The organism is Streptomyces sp. NPDC002573, assembly GCF_042889625.1.
Classification (GTDB): Bacteria; Actinomycetota; Actinomycetes; order Streptomycetales; family Streptomycetaceae; genus Streptomyces; species Streptomyces gibsoniae.
In genome coordinates this window covers 21,009-39,153 of the sequence record NZ_JBIARC010000047.1, presented here as the reverse complement: position 1 = coordinate 39,153, position 18,145 = coordinate 21,009, and the positions used below count along the sequence as shown (strand labels likewise).

The following is an 18,145-nucleotide window of genomic DNA, read 5'->3' as shown; positions in this document are numbered from 1 at the left end:
GTGCTTCGCGAGCCCCGTGATTCCTCGGGCCTGTCGGTTCCCGGGCCCGTCGGTCCGTGGGCCGGTCAGGCCTCCGTCACCGGCCTGACGTCGGTGGCGGCCACCGCGGCGCGCAGGCCCCGGGCGAGCTTCACGGCGTCGCCGACGGCCCAGAAGTGGACGAAGAACAGACGGGGTTCGTCCCTGAGGCCGTGGTTGTGCAGTTCTACGAGTTCGGCCCCGGCCCTCCGCAGAGCCGCGAGGACGTCCTGCACCTCCCCGGCGACCAGGCAGCAGTCGCCGCTGACGGCGACCCGACCGCCGCCCAGCGGCTGCCAGTTGATCGCGGTGGTGGAGCCCAGGCCCGGTGGCAGCACCCGGTCGCCGTCGGTGACGGTCTCCCGGCGGACGAAGAGGCTCTTGTAGATCCCGTCGTCGACGCTGCCCCTGACGCCCAGCGCGGCGTCGATGCCGGCGGTGTCCAGGTCGAGGGGGCGCGGCCGGAGGGGAGACGAGGGGCGGGCCGGGGGCGGGGTGCCGGTGCGGTCGAGCGCCGCGCGCAGGCCCCGGGCGAGGGCCACCGGGTCGTGGCCGTGGGCGTGGATGTGCACCCACCAGACGTCCGGGCGCTGGGCGAGCAGATGTTTGTGAAGCGCGGTCTGCTCGATGCCCCGCCGGTGCAGGACGTCGGCGAACCCCTGGAGTTCGGTCTCGGTGACCACCATGTCGCCCATCACCATCGTGCCGCCGTCGGCGTAGCGGACGAACGCCATGTGCGACGCCAGGGCGAGCGCGGGCTTGACGTGGACCCCATGGGAGAGGACAGCGAGGTCCCGGCGGGCGAAACCCGTGTGGTACATCACGTTCCGCTTCATGTCGCCGGGCCGGCCGAGCGCGTCCGCGACGGCCTTCCAGTCCGACAGCGCGGTGGACACGGGACGGACCGGCTCCCGGACCCGTCCCCTCGTCGCCTCGGCGGACCAGGCGCGGGCGTCGGCCGGCGCCACGGCCAGCAACGGTGTCACAGCGGCCGCGGCCACCATCCGTCGCCGTGACGTGACGGTGCCGGTCTCGGGTCGGGCGTCCTGCGGTCGGTGCTCAGCCATCATGTGCGCCTCCTGACGGGATGGAAGCACGCAGGGTCCTCCACACCGGCCAGCACCGCCGCCGCCCTGGGCCAGGTGGCCCAATCACCCGTCGGTGAAGCGGGTGGTGCGGCCGACGACACCGCACACACGCGTCGGCGCCAGGCGCCGTCGCCGCGCCGGGGCCTACGGCGTGTACAGCCCCTCCACCTCCCGTGTGAAGTCCCGCAGGATCGCCTCGCGGCGGAGTTTCAGCGACGGGGTCAGATGGCCGGCCTCCTGTGTGAAGTCCACGGGGAGGACCGCGAAGCGGCGGATCGACTCGGGGCGGGAGACCAGCTGGTTGGCCTCGTCCACCGCGCGTTGCAGGACCACGTACAACTCCTCGTCGTCGACCAGGAGTTCCGGCGGCACCGGATGCTTGCCGATCATCTGGCGCCAGTGGGTGATGCCCTCCGGGTCGAGGGTGATCAGGGCGCTGACGTAGGGGCGGCCGTCGCCGAGGACCAGGCACTGGGAGATCAGGGGGTGGGAGCGCAGCCAGTTCTCCAGCGGGGCCGGGGCCACGTTCTTGCCGCCCGCGGTGATCAGGATCTCCTTCTTCCTGCCGGTGATCGTGAGGTAGCCCTCGTCGTCCAGACGGCCGATGTCACCGGTGGGGAACCAGCCGTCGGGGCCGGCCGGGACCACCCCGCCCGCCTGCGGGTCCCAGTAGCCGCGGAAGACCTGGCCGCCGGACAGCAGCACCTCGCCGTCGGCCGCGATGCGCACCCGCGTGCCGGGCAGCGGCCAGCCGACCGTGCCCAGCCGGGGTTTGAGCGGCGGGGTCACGGTGGCGGCACCGGTCGTCTCCGTCAGGCCGTACCCCTCGTAGATCCCTATGCCGGCACCCGAGTAGAAGGCGGCGAGGCGCTGGCCGAGCGGGGAGCCGCCGGAGATGACATGGCGGACCCTGCCGCCCAGGGCGTTGCGGATACGGCGGTAGACGAGGGGGTCGTAGAAGGCCCGGGCCGTCTTCAGGGCGCGGCCCGGGCCGGAGCCGGTGCGGTGCTGGCGGGCCTCCGTCGCCTCGCCGTAGCGGCGGGCCACGTCCGCGGCGCGGTCGAACAGCGTCGCCCGGCCGGCGCGTTCGGCGGAGGCCCGGGCGTTGTTGTAGACCTTCTCCAGCATGTACGGGATGACCAGCAGGAACGTCGGCCGGAAGCTCGCCAGGTCGGCGAGCAGGTCCTCCGCCTGGAGGCTCGGTGCGTGGCCGAGCCGTACCCGGGCGCGGACGCACGCGACCGCCACCATCCGGCCGAAGACGTGCGACAGGGGCAGGAACAGCAGCGTGGACGGCTCGTCGCTGCTCTTCGCGCTGAAGATCGGGTGGAGGAGTTCGGTGGCGTTGTCGACCTCGGCGAGGAAGTTTCCGTGGGTCAGCGCGCAGCCCTTGGGGCGGCCCGTCGTGCCCGAGGTGTAGACGAGGGTGGCCAGGGTGTCCGGGCCCAGCACGCCCCGGCGTACGGAGATCTCCTGGTCGGGGACCGACTGCCCCACCTGCGCCAGGCTCTCGACGTGCCCCTTCTCCATCACCCACACCCGGCGCAGGTCGGGCATGTGGGGGCGTTCGGGGCCGAGGGCCGCCGCCTGGGCGACCGTCTCCGTCACCAGGGCCGCGACGCCCGCGTCCTGGAGGATCCAGCGGGTCTGGAAGACGGAGGAGGTGGGGTAGACGGGGACCGTCACCAGGCCCGCCGCCCAGGCCGCGAAGTCGAGAAGCGTCCACTCGTACGTCGTACGCGCCATGACGGCGATACGGTCGCCCGGCTTCAGCCCCTCGGAGATCAGCCCCTTCGCCACGGCCAGGACCTGGTCTGCGAACTGAGCCGCCGTCACATCCGTCCAGCCGCCGTCCGCGTCGCGGCGGCTGAGGGCCCGGTGCTCGGGCGCCTCGGCCGCGTTCTCGAACGGCAGGTCGGCGAGCGAGCCGTGGGTCACCTGCGGCACCAGCGGGGGCACATACGCCTCCCGCACCTCACCGTTCAGCCGCCGGGTCTCCGGCTCCACGAGAACCGGGCCGCCGTCGTGGTCGAGGTCGACCGGGGCGGCGGGAACGGGAGCGGACGAGTACGAGATGGGCATGGGCAGCTCCTGGGACCTGCAGCGGTGCACTGCTTCGCTGCATGGGGTACGCGCCGTACGCACCGAGATGTTCAACGGCGGCGCGGCTCACTGTTACCGCCGGTCAGGACCCGGATCGTACGGGGCGCACGTGGGGAGTCTGTGCGGGTTCGGGGATGGTCCGGAGGCGGGGGTGTGCGGGTTGCCCCGCGTCGGTCCGGCGTTCGTGCGGTGCCGGTCAGGGGCGTTCGAGGATCGCCGTCACCCCCTGTCCCCCGGCCGCGCAGACCGAGATCAGGCCGCGGCCCGGGGCGTTCCGCTCGGCCAGCAGCCTCGCGAGTGTCGCCACGATCCGGGCGCCCGTGGCGGCGAAGGGGTGGCCGGTGGCGAGGGAGGATCCGGCGACGTTCAGCCGGGCGCGGTCCACCGGGGCGAGCCCGCGCCGCTCCCAGGCGGCGAGTGTCGCCAGCACCTGGGAGGCGAAGGCCTCGTGGATCTCGACGAGGTCGAAGTCGCCGATGCCGAGCCCCGCCCGCTCCAGCATGCGCGGGACCGCGTACGCGGGCGCCATCAGCAGCCCGTCCTCGCCGCCTGCGACGTCCCCGTCGGCGAAGTCGACGGCCGCGGTCTCGTACGCCGTCAGATACGCGAGCGGCTCCAGCCTCCGCGCCCCGGTCCACTCCTCGCTCGCGAGCAGGACGACGGCGGCGCCGTCCGTGAGCGGGGTCGAATTCCCCGCGGTCATGGTCGGATCGGGCCTGTCGGTGCCGAACACCGGCTTGAGGCGGGCGAGTTTCTCCGGCGTGGAGTCGGGGCGGAGGTTCTGGTCGCGGTCGAGGCCGCGGAAGGGGACCACCGACTCCCGCAGGAGGCCCCGGTCGTACGCCGCCGCCAGCCGCCGGTGGCTCGTCGCCGCCAGGTCGTCCTGCGCCTCGCGGGTGATGCCCCACGCGCGGGCGGTGACGGCGGCGTGCTCGCCCATGGACAGGCCGGTGCGCGGCTCGGCGTTGCGCGGGACGTCGGGGACCAGATGGCCGGGGCGGATCCCGGCCAGGGCCTTCAGCCGGGCGGCGGGCGACTTCGCCCGGCGGGCCCGGAGCAGGATCCGGCGCAGGGTGTCGTTCACCCCGAGGGGCACATCGCTCGCGGTGTCCGCGCCGCCCGCGATCGCGGACTCGGTCTGCCCGAGCGCGATCTTGTTGGCGGCGGCGATCACGGCCTGCAGACCGGTGCCACAGGCCTGCTGGATGTCGTAGGCGGGAGTCCGGGCGTCCAGCGCGGAGCCCAGCACGGTCTCCCGGGCGAGGTTGAAGTCGCGGCTGTGCTTGAGCACCGCCCCGGCGACCAGTTCGCCGACGGCGCCCGGCCCTTGGAGCCCATGGCGTCGCACGAGAGCGTCGACCACGGCGGTCAGCATCTCCTGGTTGCCGGCCGTGGCGTAGGGCCCGTCGGAGCGGGCGAAGGGGATGCGGCTGCCGTCGACCACGGCGACTCTCCGCACCTCACCGATCCTGAGGGAACCGCTCATCTCGACTCGCTCCTCACCCGGGGCATAGTCTTACCCCCGGTAACCTTACTTCAGAGTAAGCAGTCGAGCGAGCTGGGAGCCTGACGATGACCGACCGCTATCTGCGCTTCACGGGGACCGCCCCGGGCCGGTTCCTCACCCGGCGACTCGGTCTGCCCCAGCCCGTGACGCTGCATCGCTGGTCGGCCGAACACCCCTCCCTGGACGGGCCGTTGCTGCATCTGACCGCGGGCACGTCCGCACTGGACCTCGCCCCGGTGCTGGCCCGGACCGGACCGGCCGGCGGGGACGACGGCCATCCCGGCGCGGTGGTGCTCGACGCCACCGGCGTACGGGAGGTCGAGGCGCTGGCCGAGGTGCACGCCGCGCTGCACCCGGTCGTGCGCTCGGTCGCCGCCGGCGGGCGCGTGGTGGTGCTGGGCGCGCCGCTCGACGGGGCCGACCACCACCAGGCGGCGGTGCAGCAGGGCCTGGAGGGGTTCACCCGCTCCCTCGGCAAGGAGATCGGGCGGGGGCGGACCGTGACCCTGCTGCGGCTGACCGACGCGGAGGCCGCCGAGTCGACGCTGCGGTTCCTGCTGTCGCCGAGTTCCGCGTATGTGAGCGGGCAGGTCGTTGAGGTGGGTGAGGGGCCCGTCGCCGCGCCCGAGGACGAGGCACGGCCGCTCGCCGGGCGGACCGCGCTGGTGACCGGGGCCGCGCGCGGGATCGGCGAGGCGGTCGCGGAGGTGCTGGCGCGGGACGGGGCAGGGGTGGTGTGCCTGGACGTGCCGGCCGCAGCGGCGGAGGTGGGGCGGGTGGCCGAGCGGCTCGGCGGAAGCGCGCTGACGCTCGACATCGCGGCGGCGGACGCGGGCGCGCGGATCGCCGACGCGCTCCCCGACGGGCTGGACGTCCTCGTCCACAACGCGGGCATCACCCGGGACCGCAGGCTGGCGAACATGGCGGCGGACCGGTGGAGTCCGGTGCTCGACGTGAACCTCGCGAGCGTGCTGCGCACGACGGACGCCCTGCTGGCCCGGAAGGTGCTGCGGACCGGGGGTCGGATCGTGGCCACCGCGTCGATCGCCGGGATCGCCGGGAACGCGGGGCAGACGAACTACGCGACGAGCAAGGCGGGCGTGATCGGGCTCGTACGGTCGCTGGCCCCGCGGGCGCTCGCGGAGCACGGGGTGACGGTGAACGCCGTGGCCCCCGGATTCATCGAGACCAGGATGACGGCCACGATTCCCTTCGCCATACGGGAGGCGGGGCGGCGGATGAACTCGCTGGGGCAGGGCGGACTGCCGGTGGACGTGGCCGAGACGACGGCCTGGCTGGCCCACCCGGGCTCCGGAGCGGTGAACGGGCAGGTCGTACGGGTCTGCGGCCAGAGCCTGCTGGGGGCGTAGACCATGACCGCCCGCACCGGCTCCCCCGCGCTGGCCCCGCTGCTGGCCCGGGGCGCCCTCCTCTCCCCCTTCAAGCGCCCCCGGCCCGACGCCCCCTTCCCCCGGGCCCGGCTCGTGCGGCCCGGGGTGCGGATCGACGCGGACCTGCTCGCCGCCTACGAGCGGGTCTGCGGCTTCCCGACCGGGATCGACGCGCTGCCCGTCACCTATCCCCATGTCCTCGGGTTTCCGCTCGCCATGCGGATCATGGCGAGCCGGGCGTTCCCGCTGCCCCTGCTCGGGCTCGTGCACACGTCCGTCGAGATCACCCAGCACGAGCCGCTCGCCCCGGACGGGGAGTACGACATCGGTGTACGGGTGCGAGAGCTCGCGCCGCATCGGCGCGGCACCGAGGCCGTCGTCGTTACCGAGGCCCACCGGGGGGAACGGCTGCTGTGGGAGTCGGCCAGCACGTACCTGGCCCGGCACCGCACCTCCGCCGCCCCGGCCGAGGCGCCCCCGCCGTCCGGACACCCCCCGCTGCCCGCCCTCGCCGAATGGCGTCTCGCCGACGACGTGGGGCGGCGCTACGCGGCCGTCTCCGGGGACAGCAACCCCATCCATCTGCACCCCCTCACCGCCCGCCTGTTCGGTTTCCCACGGGCCATCGCGCACGGCATGTGGACGGTCGCCCGGTGCCTCGCCGAACAGCCCGCCGGCACCGCCGTGCACCTGCGCACCGAGTTCCGGGCGCCCATCCTGCTGCCGGGCACCGTGACCTACGCGGCGGATGACGGACGCTTCGCCCTGCGCGGCGGGGACCGGCTCCACCTCAGCGGCGAGATACGGCGGCTGCGGGAGTGAGCGTCCGCCGCAGGAGGTGCGCTCCGGCCGGGAGTTCCGGGCGGACGCCTTCCCGGCCCAAGCGGAAGTCCGGCGGACCCCTCGGTTCCCCTCGGAAATCCCCGGGGAATCACCGGCCGGAATACCGGTCGGAGCCCGTGCGGAATCCCGGCGGAGCCCCCCGTCGGCACGGCCCGGAATCCGCATGGGTCCGGCCCGGAGGGGTACCGGGGGGAACATGGGTGTGCTGGCCCGCCTGGACGGTTACCAGCGCCGGCATCGCTGGACGGGATTTTCTTTGGCCGTGGCCTACAAGTTCTTCGACGACCAGGCCGCCTATCTGACCGCGCTGCTGACGTACTACGGCTTTGTGTCCCTGTTCCCGCTACTGCTCTTCCTCGTCGCCCTGCTGGGTACCCTGCTCAGCGGCAACCCTCAGCTCCAGCATGCGGTGCTGAACTCGGCACTGGGCGAGTTCCCGGTGATCGGCGACCAGCTCGGGCACAACATCCACTCCTTCCACGGAAACGGCTTCGCTCTCGGCGTGGGTGTGGTGGGCAGTCTCTACGGCGCCCTGGGCATCGCTCAGGCCGCCCAGCTCGCCCTGAACAAGATCTTCGCGGTGCCCCGGCACGCCCGCCCCGATCCCTTCCGCTCACGGCTGAAGGGCCTGAAGTTCCTGTCGCTGCTCGCGCTCGGGCTGCTGGTCACCACGGCGCTGTCCGCCGGGGAGTCCCAGGCCAGCGTGTTCGGCACCCGGCTGGCCGTCGGCCTGCGCCTGGCCGCCGCGGCCACCGCCGTCGTGCTCAACGCCGGACTGCTGATGCTCAGCTACCGCATCCTGGCGCGCCGCCGGCTGCCGGTGCGCCTGATGTACGGCCCGGCCCTCGGCGGTGCCTGTGCCTGGCAGGTGCTCCAGTGGGGCGGCTCGTACTACGTCGGCCACGTCCTGAAGGGCGCCACTGCGACGTACGGGCTGTTCGGGATCGTGCTGGGCCTGATCGCCTGGCTCTATCTCGGCGCGTTCGTGTATCTCACCACCGCGGAGATCTGCGCGGTGCGGTGCCTGCATCTGTGGCCCCGCAGCCTGCTGAGCCCCTTCACCGACCGGGTGCATCTCAGCCCGGGCGATCTGCGCGCCTACCGGTCCTACGCGGCCACGGAGTCCTTCAAGGGCTTCGAGAAGATCACGGTCCACTTCGACCATCCCCCGCCCCCACCCTTCGACGGCGGCACACCGGAGAGCCACCCGCCGTCCGACGGCGACCCGAAGGACGGCCACCCGCCACCCGAGGGCGGCTAGTCGTGGTCCGGCGGCGACCAGGGGCGGCCCTCCATGAGGTTGCCGAGGCCCGCCCAGGCGAAGTTCATGAGGGTCGCGGCGGCCTGCCGGGCGGAGACGCCGGGGGTGGCGTTCGCCCATGCCGCGAGGGACTCCGCCGCGCCGACGAGGGCCTCGGCGAGCCCGGCCGTCTCACGCTCGGGCAGCCCGGGGTCCTGGGGGTGCCTCCCCGGGCGGGCGCAGCCGAGGGCCTGCGGGCGGGCCTCGCGCGCGGCGACGTCGATCAGCTGTGTCACGAACGCGACGATCCCCTCGCGCATCGCGTCGACCTCGGCCGCGAAGGGCTCACCGTGCGTGCGAGCCTGGAGGTGCAGCACCGTCCAGCCCTCCGGGTTCCGCGCGGTGTGCGTGAAGAACGCGCACAGCCCCTCCCAGAGTTGGCGGTCGGCGGGCAGACCCGGCCGGACGCCGGAGCGGACGGCCGCCGTGAGCGCGGCGGCCTCGCGGCGGATGCAGGCGGTGAAGAGATCTTCCTTGGAGTTCAGATACAGGTACACCAACGGCTTGGAGACGCCCGCCAGTTCCGCGATCTCATCCATCGACGCGGCCGTGTAGCCACGCCGGCCGAAGATCCGCACGGCGGCGTCCAGCATCTGCTGCTCGCGCACGGCCCGCGGCATCCGCTTGGTCTTCACGGAACCCATAGCCGTAGCGTAAGGCGCCCCGACAACGCCGGTTGCGCACTCGGCGGCGGCTCACCGTCCCGACGAGCGCACCCTGGGCCGGACCGGCGGTCTGCTAGGAGGCCTGGCCCTGCACCCGCGCCGTGTCGTCGGCGGCGTCCTCCTGGGCGCGGTTCGCGTCGATGTTGGCCTTCATGCGGTCGACCCTGCGCACCACCTGCACCGAGGCACGGTCACGCTCCCCGCGGAGCAGCACGAAGCTGAGCGGCGCCGAGATCAGCAGGGCGAGCATCACCATCCACAGGCCGTTGGAGGCACCGAGGCCGCGCGGGGCGAGACCCGAGTAGACGAGGCCCCAGACGACCACGAGGCAGCCCGCGAAGATACCGAGGCGCATCAGCGTGTAGCGGAGCATCTCAATCCACTCTTCCGTTCGGTGGGAATCTCCCTGTTGGTCACCGTCCAGTGAAGCACGCGCGGCCCCCGATCTTGCACCGGGGTGCGGGCCGTCCCGTCATCCCAGCGGCAGCAGCATCGTGATGTCGTCGCGGTCGTCCCCGGGCGCCACCCGTATCGCTCCGGGCACCCGGCCGACCTCCTTGTAGCCGCAGGAGCCGTAGAAGTGCTCCAGGCCGAGGCCGCCGCGGCAGGTGAGCCTTATCGCCTCGATGCCCTCGATACCGCGGGCCGAGTCCGCGGCGGCCGCCAGCAGATCGCGGCCGTAGCCCTTGCCCTGGTGGCGCGGGTGCACCATCACCGTGTAGAGCCACAGCCAGTGCGTCATCAGCCGGTGGGTGTTGAGGGTGAGGAACGTGCTCGCGGCCACCCGCCCCTGCTCGTCGTGGCCGACGAGCAGCCGGGTGCGCCCCTCGCTCATCGCCGTCAGATGCCTCAGCAGTTCCGGCCGTACCGTCTCCCGGGTGACGGGCGGCACGAACCCGACGGCCCCGCCGGCGTTGGACACGTCCGTCCACAGTTCGAGGACGCCGTCGCGCAGGGCGGGCGTCATGGGCGGATCGAGGACGAACGTAAGGGGCATGCGGCGAGGCTATCCATTACCTGGTTGCGGGCTCAAGCAAGTGTGGCGCCCCTCACTCAGGACCCCCGGCCTCCACAGACGAGCAGGCCCCGGCGGGTACCGGGGCCTGCTCGACAACATGGGTCAAGGGTCAGAACCGCATCGGCTGGGGCGCGTCACGGCGGGCCGCGTCGGGACCGTCGTACTCGCGGATGATCTCGTACCGCGTGTTCCGCTCCACCGGGCGGAAGCCCGCGTCCCGGATCAGGTCGAGCAGGTCCTCGCGGGTCAGCTTGTTCGGCGTGCCGTAGTTGTCCGCGTCGTGCGTGATCTTGTACTCGACGACCGAGCCGTCCATGTCGTCCGCGCCGTGCTGGAGGGCCAGCTGCGCCGTCTGCACACCGTGCATGACCCAGAAGACCTTGACGTGCGGGACGTTGTCGAAGAGCAGCCGGGAGACCGCGAAGGTCTTCAGCGCCTCCGCGCCCGTCGCCATCTGGGTGCGCGCCTGGAGGCGGTTGCGGACCTTGCCGTCCTGCATGTCCACGAAGTCGTGCTGGTAGCGCAGCGGGATGAAGACCTGGAAGCCGCCCGTCTCGTCCTGCAGCTCACGCAGCCGCAGCACATGGTCGACGCGGTGGCGCGGCTCCTCGATGTGGCCGTACAGCATGGTGCACGGGGTCTTCAGACCCTTCTCGTGCGCCAGGCGGTGGATGCGCGACCAGTCCTCCCAGTGGGTCCGGTGGTCGACGATGTGCTGCCGGACCTCCCAGTCGAAGATCTCGGCGCCGCCGCCGGTGAGCGACTCCAGACCCGCGTCGATCAGCTCGTCCAGGATCTCGGACGCGCTCAGGCCGGAGATGGTCTCGAAGTGGTGGATCTCCGTCGCGGTGAACGCCTTCAGCGAGACGTTCGGCAGGGCGGCCTTCAGCTCGCGCAGCGACCGCGGGTAGTAACGCCACGGCAGGTTCGGGTGCAGCCCGTTGACGATGTGCAGCTCGGTGAGGTTGTCCGACTCCATCGCCTTGGCGAGCTTGACCGCCTCCTCGATGCGCATCGTGTACGCGTCCTTCTCGCCCGGCTTGCGCTGGAACGAGCAGTACGCGCAGGACGCGGTGCACACGTTGGTCATGTTGAGGTGACGGTTGACGTTGAAGTGGACCACGTCGCCGTTCTTACGGGTCCGCACCTCGTGCGCGAGGCCGCCGAGCCAGGCCAGGTCGTCCGACTCGTACAGCGCGATGCCGTCCTCGCGGGTCAGCCGCTCACCGGCCCGGACCTTGTCCTCCAGCTCGCGCTTGAGCCCGACATCCATGCTTCTGCCTCTCCCTCTGGACAAAACCGACCCCACCGTACCTCCGCCGCGCGAACGGCCCGCGCCCCACCCGGCACCTCCACCGGGCGGCCCTCGTACGGCACCTGCGTCTAGTGCCCCAACAGGCAACGTTCGCCCCGTCGCGGGCAAACGTTGCCCGCCGGGGCACTAGCGCGTCTCCGGAAGCTCCCCCACCCGGTTCTCCCACTTGGTGGACAGCACGATCGTGGTCCGCGTACGGGAGACGCCCTTGGTGCCGGACAGCCGGCGGATGGTCTTCTCCAGACCGTCCACGTCGTTCGCGCGCACCTTGAGCATGAAGGAGTCGTCGCCGGCGATGAACCAGCAGTCCTCGATCTCCTGAAGGTCCTTCAGCCGGTGCGCCACGTCCTCGTGGTCCGCGGCGTCGGAGAGCGAGATGCCGATGAGGGCGGTGACCCCGAGTCCGAGGGAGGCCGCATCGACGGTGGCACGGTAACCGGTGATGACCCCGGCCGCCTCGAGCCGGTTGATGCGGTCGGTGACGCTGGGCCCGGACAGGCCGACAAGACGTCCCAGCTCCGCGTAGGAGGCCCGGCCGTTCTCCCTCAGGGCCTGGATGAGCTGCCTGTCCACCGCGTCCATGCGATCGAAGCCTTCCACTGAAGAGGTCTGATGCAGAGATCTGGAGAGATCTGTTGCAGAGGGTCCGAAGAGATCTGTTGCAGAGGTGCGAAGAGGTCCTGAAGGTGTCGCGGGCCGCCGTGGCCTGCCCCGTGAGGCGCTCGGCCGGCTCTCACGTCGTACGGCTTCCCCCGCCCAGTTCGCCCTTCCAGCGGCGGTAGAGCCCGTGCTCCACGCCCACCGTGTCGAGCACCCGCCCGGCCACGAAGTCCACCAGGTCCTGGATGTGCGTGGCCCCGGCGTAGAAGGCGGGCGAGGCGGGCACCACGACCGCGCCCGCGTCGTCCAGCGTCACCAGGTGACGCAGCGTCTGACCGTTCAGCGGGGTCTCCCGTACGGCGACGGCCAGCGGACGGCCCTCCTTGAGGGTCACGCTCGCCGCCCGCTGCAGCAGGTCCTTCGACAGCCCGAGCGCGACCCCCGCCACGCACGCCGTCGAGGCCGGCACGATCAGCATCCCCTTGGCCGGATAGGAGCCCGAGGACGGCCCGGCGGCCAGGTCCCCGGCACTCCAGTGCCGTACCCCCGTGATGTCCACGTCGAAGGTCCCGGGCTTTCCGTCGGCGCCGCGGGACAGCCAGGCCCGCAGATCGTCCTGCCAGTGGGCGTCCCGGAACGGCAGGCCCGTCTCGTCGAGCAGCGTGAGCCGGGAGGCCCGGCTGACCACGAGATCGACGCTCTCGCCCGCGTCGAGGAGTCCGCGCAGCACGGCAGCGGCGTAGGGGGTGCCCGAAGCACCCGAAACCCCCACGATCCAAGGCGTACGCGCCGTCTCTCCTGGCTTGACTGGGTTCACGCCCCCGAGCCTATCCGGCGTCGCACACGACCGACCGGCCAAGGTCCCGGCTCGGGGCCCCGACCGGGGCCGGGGTCAGGAGCTGGCGCGCGCCTTCGGGTCCACCGGCAGACGGCGGGTCGCGAGCGTCAGCTTGCCCAGCGGGGAGTCGACGGTCAGGTCGGGGCCGTACGGGATGGTGTCGCGACCGCGGTAGCCGTCGGACGCGGGGTTCCACATCGTGACGACATGGCCCTTGAGCGGGTCGAGGACCAGGTAGTTGGCGATGCCCCGGGAGGCGTACCAGCGGGGCTTGACCTCGTAGTCGCGGCGCACGCTCTCCGGAGAGACCACCTCGGCCACGAACTCGATCAGGTCGGCCGGGTACGCGCTGCGGTTCTCGGCCTCCGCCTCGACCGGGATGACCGCGATGTCCGGGCAGAACTCGTTGGCGTCGTCGAACGGGAACGCCACATCGCTCACCAGGGCCCACGCCGACGGCAACTGGTCCTCGAGGAGTGCCCACACCCTCTGGATCGTCTTCCCGTGGAAAGGCCTGACCGGGTTCATCACGATGCTGCCCTCGACAATTTCCGTCACATAGCCGGGGAACATGTCCTCCAGCTTGCTGAGCTGCGAGTGCAGGCGGTCGATGCCCGAGACGGTCACGGTGGCCTCCCTGGGTTCCTGCCCTCGATGGTAGGCCGCACCGTGCTCAGACGCTCAGACCCCGAACCAGAAGATCGAGCAGCGCACACACGAACAGGGCAATCCCGATGAACCCGTTGACGCTGAAGAACGCCCGGTTGAGGCGGCTCAGGTCGTGGGGCCGCACGATCGAGTGCTCGTAGACGAAGGCACCCGCCACGATCGCCAGGCCGAACCAGAAGAAGAAGCCCGCGCCGGTGACGACCGCGTACCAGACGAACAGCGCCGTCACGATCGCGTGGCAGGCCCGGGCCGCCCGGATCGCCGCCGGGATGCCGAAGCGGGCCGGCACCGACATGACCCCGATCTCACGGTCCGTCTCCACGTCCTGGCAGGCGTAGATCAGGTCGAAGCCGCCGATCCAGACGCCGACCGCGAGACCGAGGATCACCCCGTCCCAGTCCCACCTGCCACTGATCGCCAGCCAGCCGCCGATCGGGCCCATGGCCTGGGCGAGGCCCAGGATGGCCTGCGGGAAGTTCGTGAACCTCTTGCCGTACGGGTACACCACCATCGGGATCACCGCGATGGGGGCCAGGGCCAGGCAGAGGGGGTTCAGCAGGGCCGCCGCGCCCAGGAAGATCACCAGGGCGATCAGGGCGCCGGTCCAGGCATGGCGGACCGACATCGCTCCGGTCACCAGCTCCCGGTGCGCCGTGCGCGGGTTCCGGGCGTCGATCTCCCGGTCGATGATCCGGTTGACCGCCATGGCGAACGTACGCAGACCCACCATGCAGACGGTGACCAGCAGCAGCCGTCCCCAGTGGATGTTCCGGTCCCACTGGTACATCGCGGTCAGCGAGGCGATGTACGCGAAGGGCAGGGCGAAGACCGAGTGCTCGATCATGACCAGGCGCAGAAACGCCTTGGTGCGTCCCGGCTGCGGGATCGCGGCGGAGGCGCTGCTCACAGGCCGTACTCCTTCCAGCGGCGGGTCACCTTCGCCGCCGTATCCGGGTCCGACAGGACCATCTCGGGCCAGCCGCCGTCCCTCGTGTAGCCCTCCTCGGGCCACTTCCGCGTTGCGTCGATGCCCGCCTTGCCGCCCCAGAACTGCTGGTAGGAGGCGTGGTCGAGATGGTCGACGGGACCCTCGACGACGGTGAGGTCGCGGGCGTAGTCCGTGTTGCCGAGGGCGCGCCAGGCGACCTCGTGCAGATCGTGCACATCGCAGTCGGAGTCGACCACCACGATCAGCTTCGTCAGCGACATCATGTGCGCGCCCCAGACGGCGTGCATCACCTTCTGGGCGTGCTTGGGGTACTTCTTGTCGATCGACACGATCGCACAGTTGTGGAAGCCGCCCGCCTCGGGCAGGTGGTAGTCCACGATGTCCGGCACGATGATCTTGAGCAGCGGCAGGAAGAAGCGCTCGGTGGCCCGGCCCAGCGGACCGTCCTCCGTCGGGGGACGGCCCACGACGATCGACTGGAGCAGCGGGCGCTTGCGCATGGTGACGCAGTCGATCCTCAGGGCCGGGAAGGGCTCCTGCGGCGTGTAGAAGCCGGTGTGGTCGCCGAACGGCCCCTCGGGGAGCATCTCGCCGGGCTCCAGCCAGCCCTCCAGGACGACCTCGGCGTTGGCGGGCACCTGGAGCGGGACCGTCTTGCAGTCGACCATCTCGATCCGCCGGCCCGCGATGAACCCGGCGAAGAGGTACTCGTCGATGTCACCGGGCAGCGGCGCGGTCGAGGCGTACGTCACTGCGGGCGGGCATCCGAAGGCGATGGCGACCGGCAGCCGTTCGCCGCGCCGGGCCGCCACCTGGTAGTGGTTGCGGCTGTCCTTGTGGATCTGCCAGTGCATGCCGATGGTGCGCTTGTCGTGGCGCTGGAGGCGGTACAGCCCGAGGTTGCGGATCCCGGTCTCGGGGTCCTTGGTGTGGGTGAGCCCGAGGTTGAAGAAGGAGCCGCCGTCCTGGGGCCAGGTGAACAGGGCCGGGAGGCCGTCGAGGTCGACGTCGTCGCCGTGCAGCACGACCTCCTGCACCGGAGCGCTGTCCGCCTTGACCTTCTTCGGCGGCACATGGGCCATCGCGCCGAGCTTCCCGAAGGCCTCGCGGATGCCGACGAACCCGTGCGGCAGCTCGGGGCGGAGCAGGCCGCCGATCTTCTCGGAGATCTCGCCGTAGGACTTCAGGCCGAGCGCCTTCAGCAGACGGCGGTCGGTGCCGAACACGTTCATGGCGAGCGGCATGCGCGACCCGCGCACGTTCTCGAAGAGCAGCGCGGGTCCGCCCGACTTCTGCACCCGGTCGACGATCTCCCCGACCTCCAGACAGGGGTCGACCTCGGCTTTGATGCGCTTGAGGTCGCCCTCGCGTTCCAGCGCCCGGAGCAGGGTCCGAAGATCGTCGTAAGCCATGCGGTCCAGTATCCGGTACCGGCTAACCTGACCCCGTCACCGGGGCCGTCCCACGCCCCGCCGTCGTCTCCTGGGGGATCCCACCACCATGTTCAGGTATCTGCCCTACCTGCTGGTCCTGGCGCTGTGGATATACGCCTTCATCGACTGCCTGAACACCCCCGAGGAGCAGGTCCGGGGGCTGCCCAAGGTGGTGTGGGTCATCATCATCCTGCTCTTCGGCGAGGTGCTGGTCGGACCGATCGCCTGGCTCGTGGCGGGCAAGGTGCGCCAGGCCCCGGCGAACGGCTCCACCCCCTCCGAGTGGCACCGCAACCACCGTATGGACTGGGTCGCGCCCGACGACAATCCCGAGTTCCTCAAGTCGCTGAAGGAAGAGACCAAGAAGGACGAGGCGCTGTTGAAGGACTGGGAGGCCGATCTGCGCCGCCGCGAGGAGGAGCTGCGCCGCCGGGAACGCGGCGAGGACCCCAAGGACTGAGCGAACCGGGACCGTCCGATGGAACTCCGGCTGCTCGTCACCTTCGAGAAGGTCGCCACCCTCCTCAGCTTCACCCGGGCCGCGACGGAACTGGCCTACGCGCAGTCCAGCGTGACCGGTCAGGTCCGCGCGCTGGAGTCCTCGCTCGGCACGGAGCTCTTCGACCGGCTCGGCGGCCGCATCCGGCTGACCGAGGCCGGCGAGCGGCTGCTGCCCTACGCGCGGCAGATCATCGAGTTGAGCGAGGAGGCGCGGGCGGCGGTGACCGGTGCGGAGGAGCCGGCCGGCGCCCTCACCGTCGGCACCATGGAGTCGCTGACCTCGTACCGGCTGCCCCCGCTGCTGGAGTTGTTCCACCACCGCTACCCCAGGGTGAGGCTGTCGCTGCGGACCACCATCGGTGACGAGACCCGGCAGGCGCTGCGGCTGGGGACGTACGACCTGGGCTTCCTGATGGAGGAGGAGACCGGGCACGCCGGGCTGGAGACGGTGGTGCTGGCCGAGGAGCCGCTGGCCCTGGTGGCGGCGCCCGGACATCCCCTGGCCCTGGGGCCGGTCACGACGGCCGATCTCGTGGGGCAGCCCCTGCTGGCGACCGAACCCGGCTGCGCCTACCGGGACTTGTTCGAGCGGGAACTCGGCGCTCTCGCGCCCGTGGACTTCAGGGAGTTCGGCACCATCGAGGCCACCAAACGCGCGGCGGCGGCCGGTCTCGGGATCTCGCTGCTGCCCGAGGTGACGGTCGCCGCCGAACTCGCGGAGGGCTCTCTCGTACGTCTGCCGTGGGAGCCGCCGTTCACGCTTCGCACGCAGCTGGCGTGGCGGGCCGGGAAGCGGCTTCCGGCGCATGCCCGGCTGTTCGTGGATCAGGCGCGCCGGCTCGTGGCCGAGGAGGCCGAGGAGCCGAGGCAAGGGTGACGCGCAGGCTCGCCAGGACGATCAGCGGGACGCCGAGGGCCTGGACGAGTCCGATGTGGTGGCCGTACACCGCCCAGTCCACGACCATCGCGACCGCCGGGTAGACGAAGGCCAGTACGGCGATCTTCGCGGTCGGCAGCTCGGCGTAGGCGGCGTACATGAGGACGTACATCAGACCGGTGTGGATGACGCCCAGCCCGACCAGCCAGCCCCAGTCCACGCCCACACCGCCCATCGCGCCGAAGTCGGCGAAGGGCAGGAGCAGCGGGATGCCGACGAGGACCTGCACCAGCGCGATGAGGTGGGGCCGTACGCCGGTGATGCGCTTGGTGACCAGGGTCGACAGCCCGTACAGCAGCGCGGCGAGGAGGGCCTGGCCCACGCCCAGGAGGTACGAGCCGCCGTTCGCGAGGTCGCGGGGCGTGACGCCCGAGACGAGGATCAGCCCGGCGAAGGCGACGGCCACCCAGCCGACCTTCGCGGCGGTGAGCCGCTCGCGGAACAGCAGGGCGCCCAGCAGGACCACGTAGAACGGCTGGGTGTGGTAGACGACCGTGGCCACGGAGATGGACGTGTTCCGGTACGCCTCGAACAGCAGGACCCAGTTGAAGACGATGAACACACCGCCGAGGACGGCCAGTCCCAGGGTGCGCGGGGTGAAGCCGTGGCCGCGCAGCCAGCCGCGGGCGACGACATAGGTGCCGAGGGCGAGGGCGCCGAACAGCACGCGGAAGAAGACGACGTCGAAAGGCGAGGCGCCCGACTCGACGACGAAGACACCGAGGGTGCCGGAGAGCACCATCGCGGTCGTCAGCTGGGCCGTGCCCTTGTTCTCAGGGGTCATGCCCAGGACGCTACGAGCGGGCCGCACGACCGGTCCACGCGCCGCTGGGGCGTCCTCCCGATGGGCCCATCGGCACCGCCGATGGCCGCGGCCGCCGTGTCCCGGAGGGACCGAACCCAGGAGGAGGCGAACGTATCGCCTCGGCCGGTTCGGGGAACGGGAACTATATGGGCATATGGAACAAGC

17 protein-coding genes and 1 pseudogene are annotated in these 18,145 nt (G+C 71.6%); 5 read left to right on the top strand and 13 right to left on the bottom strand.

The window, feature by feature from the left end:
- Window positions 1-65 precede the first annotated feature (65 nt).
- The 3 genes from ACFYX0_RS33185 to ACFYX0_RS33175 form a co-directional block, all read right to left on the bottom strand.
- Window positions 66-1,088 carry a DUF1259 domain-containing protein gene (locus tag ACFYX0_RS33185; RefSeq protein WP_388975909.1) on the bottom strand — a complete coding sequence of 341 codons (1,023 nt, stop codon included), beginning with the start codon at window positions 1,086-1,088 and terminating at the stop codon, window positions 66-68.
- 162 nt (window positions 1,089-1,250) lie between these two features.
- Window positions 1,251-3,188: an AMP-dependent synthetase/ligase gene (locus ACFYX0_RS33180; protein ID WP_388975906.1), complete on the bottom strand. Its 1,938-nt coding sequence runs from the start codon at window positions 3,186-3,188 to the stop codon at window positions 1,251-1,253.
- Window positions 3,189-3,405: 217 nt separating this feature from the next.
- Window positions 3,406-4,695 (bottom strand): acetyl-CoA C-acetyltransferase, encoded by a 1,290-nt coding sequence (locus ACFYX0_RS33175; RefSeq protein WP_388975903.1) that lies wholly within the window; start codon window positions 4,693-4,695, stop codon window positions 3,406-3,408.
- A gap of 86 nt (window positions 4,696-4,781) precedes the next feature.
- Between ACFYX0_RS33175 and ACFYX0_RS33170 the strand changes: the two genes are divergently transcribed.
- The 3 genes from ACFYX0_RS33170 to ACFYX0_RS33160 all read left to right on the top strand — a co-directional run bounded on the left by ACFYX0_RS33170 (window position 4,782) and on the right by ACFYX0_RS33160 (window position 8,211).
- Entirely contained in the window at window positions 4,782-6,086 is a 1,305-nt protein-coding gene (locus tag ACFYX0_RS33170; RefSeq protein ID WP_388975902.1) for a 3-oxoacyl-ACP reductase, read from the top strand.
- Between the two features lie 3 nt (window positions 6,087-6,089).
- A complete protein-coding gene (locus tag ACFYX0_RS33165; protein WP_388975899.1) occupies window positions 6,090-6,929 on the top strand; it encodes a MaoC family dehydratase in 840 nt (279 codons plus the stop codon).
- A gap of 217 nt (window positions 6,930-7,146) precedes the next feature.
- Window positions 7,147-8,211, top strand: a complete 1,065-nt coding sequence (locus tag ACFYX0_RS33160; protein WP_388975896.1) for a YihY/virulence factor BrkB family protein — start codon at window positions 7,147-7,149, stop codon at window positions 8,209-8,211.
- Here ACFYX0_RS33160 and ACFYX0_RS33155 read toward each other — a convergent pair.
- From ACFYX0_RS33155 to ACFYX0_RS33115, 9 genes are all read right to left on the bottom strand, one after another.
- The gene (locus tag ACFYX0_RS33155) at window positions 8,208-8,894 is read right to left on the bottom strand and encodes a TetR/AcrR family transcriptional regulator (RefSeq protein ID WP_388975893.1); all 687 of its coding nucleotides are present in this window, start codon (window positions 8,892-8,894) and stop codon (window positions 8,208-8,210) included. The genes ACFYX0_RS33160 and ACFYX0_RS33155 overlap by 4 nt on opposite strands.
- A gap of 94 nt (window positions 8,895-8,988) precedes the next feature.
- Window positions 8,989-9,288, bottom strand: a complete 300-nt coding sequence (locus tag ACFYX0_RS33150; RefSeq protein WP_388975890.1) for a DUF4229 domain-containing protein — start codon at window positions 9,286-9,288, stop codon at window positions 8,989-8,991.
- A 99-nt stretch (window positions 9,289-9,387) separates the two neighbouring features.
- Window positions 9,388-9,912: a GNAT family N-acetyltransferase gene (locus tag ACFYX0_RS33145; RefSeq protein ID WP_388975887.1), complete on the bottom strand. Its 525-nt coding sequence runs from the start codon at window positions 9,910-9,912 to the stop codon at window positions 9,388-9,390.
- Window positions 9,913-10,042: 130 nt separating this feature from the next.
- Complete coding sequence (gene mqnE / locus ACFYX0_RS33140) at window positions 10,043-11,206, bottom strand: aminofutalosine synthase MqnE (protein ID WP_355908600.1); 1,164 nt, start codon at window positions 11,204-11,206, stop codon at window positions 10,043-10,045.
- 168 nt (window positions 11,207-11,374) lie between these two features.
- On the bottom strand, window positions 11,375-11,830 hold the full coding sequence (locus tag ACFYX0_RS33135; RefSeq protein WP_355908603.1) for an Lrp/AsnC family transcriptional regulator: 456 nt from the start codon (window positions 11,828-11,830) through the stop codon (window positions 11,375-11,377).
- 151 nt (window positions 11,831-11,981) lie between these two features.
- Window positions 11,982-12,665 (bottom strand): UbiX family flavin prenyltransferase, encoded by a 684-nt coding sequence (locus ACFYX0_RS33130; protein WP_355908606.1) that lies wholly within the window; start codon window positions 12,663-12,665, stop codon window positions 11,982-11,984.
- A 75-nt stretch (window positions 12,666-12,740) separates the two neighbouring features.
- Entirely contained in the window at window positions 12,741-13,313 is a 573-nt protein-coding gene (locus tag ACFYX0_RS33125) for a Uma2 family endonuclease (protein ID WP_388975884.1), read from the bottom strand.
- A 46-nt stretch (window positions 13,314-13,359) separates the two neighbouring features.
- Entirely contained in the window at window positions 13,360-14,262 is a 903-nt protein-coding gene (mqnP, locus tag ACFYX0_RS33120) for a menaquinone biosynthesis prenyltransferase MqnP (RefSeq protein WP_388975882.1), read from the bottom strand.
- On the bottom strand, window positions 14,259-15,716 hold the full coding sequence (locus ACFYX0_RS33115) for a menaquinone biosynthesis decarboxylase (protein WP_388975880.1): 1,458 nt from the start codon (window positions 15,714-15,716) through the stop codon (window positions 14,259-14,261). The genes mqnP and ACFYX0_RS33115 overlap by 4 nt, the downstream gene beginning before the upstream one ends.
- An 88-nt stretch (window positions 15,717-15,804) precedes the next feature.
- On the opposite strand from ACFYX0_RS33115, the gene ACFYX0_RS33110 reads away from it, so the two are divergent.
- Both ACFYX0_RS33110 and ACFYX0_RS33105 read left to right on the top strand, forming a co-directional pair.
- Entirely contained in the window at window positions 15,805-16,197 is a 393-nt protein-coding gene (locus tag ACFYX0_RS33110) for a PLD nuclease N-terminal domain-containing protein (RefSeq protein WP_355908618.1), read from the top strand.
- Between the two features lie 18 nt (window positions 16,198-16,215).
- Window positions 16,216-17,091, top strand: a pseudogene (locus tag ACFYX0_RS33105) (LysR family transcriptional regulator); the annotation flags it as partial.
- Here ACFYX0_RS33105 and ACFYX0_RS33100 read toward each other — a convergent pair.
- Complete coding sequence (locus tag ACFYX0_RS33100; RefSeq protein WP_388975878.1) at window positions 16,994-17,959, bottom strand: DMT family transporter; 966 nt, start codon at window positions 17,957-17,959, stop codon at window positions 16,994-16,996. The pseudogene ACFYX0_RS33105 and the gene ACFYX0_RS33100 overlap by 98 nt on opposite strands.
- Window positions 17,960-18,145: the final 186 nt, after the last annotated feature.